2 protein-coding genes are annotated in these 1233 nt (G+C 69.6%); both read right to left on the bottom strand.

Features of this window, described 5'->3' with window-relative positions; genetic code table 11:
• A partial coding sequence (locus ACWDEX_RS37180) for a hypothetical protein (RefSeq protein ID WP_450469110.1) occupies positions 1-500 on the bottom strand: 500 nt, incomplete at its 3' end.
• Positions 497-865: a PadR family transcriptional regulator gene (locus ACWDEX_RS37185; protein ID WP_450469112.1), complete on the bottom strand. Its 369-nt coding sequence runs from the start codon at positions 863-865 to the stop codon at positions 497-499. The genes ACWDEX_RS37185 and ACWDEX_RS37180, both read right to left, overlap by 4 nt.
• Positions 866-1233 lie beyond the last annotated feature (368 nt).

Genomic DNA, 1233 nt, shown 5'->3' on the forward strand with positions numbered 1-1233 from the left:
CCGACCGCGGCGATGACGCCGGCGACGGCGCCGTAGAGCCAGGCGGCCCGGGCCCGCCCCGCCGCGCGCAGGGCGGGGAAGACCGCGAAGCCGACGGCCACGAACACGGACGTGGAGAGGGACGAGAGGAGAGTTGAGGCGCCGGACAGTTCCTCACTGTTGAACGTTCCCACCACGGCCATGATCAGGACGGCGATGCCTCCGGCCACCATGCCCTGTCGGAAATGCGTGGCCGATGTCCTGCCCTCGAAGTCGCGTGTGCTGCGGAGCCCGGCGTCGACCCGTTCGGTGGCCACCGCAGTGGCGTACTCCTCGGCGGGGCCGAAGAGTTCCTCCGCGGGCTGTCCCGTCTCGGTAACCGCCTCGGCGACCTCCGCCAGCACACGGTTCACCAGCTCGCGCGGCACGCTGTGCACGAGGGTGAGGTCCAGTTCCAGCTTGTCGGCCCAGGCGTCCCGGTCGCTGTGACCCGGTCGGGTCCCGGCGGCGGTCTTCGTCATCGGTCTTTCTCCTGTTCGTGAGGTGTGGCGGTGGGGTCGGCCGGGAACGCCGCCGTCGTGTCGACCGCCGTGCGGAACTCCTGCCATGCCTGGCGCTCCCGTGCCAGTCGGCCCCGCCCCGTATCGGTCAGCCGGTAGTACTTCCGGCCGGGGCCGCCCTCTCCGGGGGCCCATCGGACCTCGACCGCGCCGTCGTCGGCGAGCCGCGTCAGTGCCGGGTACAGCACGGCGCCCTTGACCGTGCCGAGTCCCGATTCCTCGATCTGCTGGAGCAGCGCGTATCCGTAACTCTCTCCGCGCTCCAGCGTGGCCAGAAGGCACAGCGGCAGGACGGCGCGGAGCCATGCGGGCTGGATGTCGCCCATGCATCGACCCTCCCTAAGATCGCGACTAGTCTGAAATTTAGAATAGTCGAGTGTCAAGAGTATGTGGGGAGGAGGGGGATGAAGCGCAAGCACCGACGAGACTTCCATCGCCTGGTGGCCCCCTAGGGTGGTGCCGCAGTAAATACCGGATTTACTGCGGCAGGGCCTCTACCGTGATCATCGCGACCTGCGGCGGGCCATTCCGGCCGCCAGGTGAGGTGTACGCATTTGCTGCGGCAGTAGCGCCGGAAGGGCGGGGCGGACATGGCGATCGAACCGGTGACCGAACTCGGGAGCGGGGGCGCGTTGCGGCTACCGCGCGCCCGGGTGGCGCCTCTGTCCGCCCCGCCGTCTTCGTACACCGCGGC

The organism is Streptomyces sp. NPDC001020, assembly GCF_053599115.1.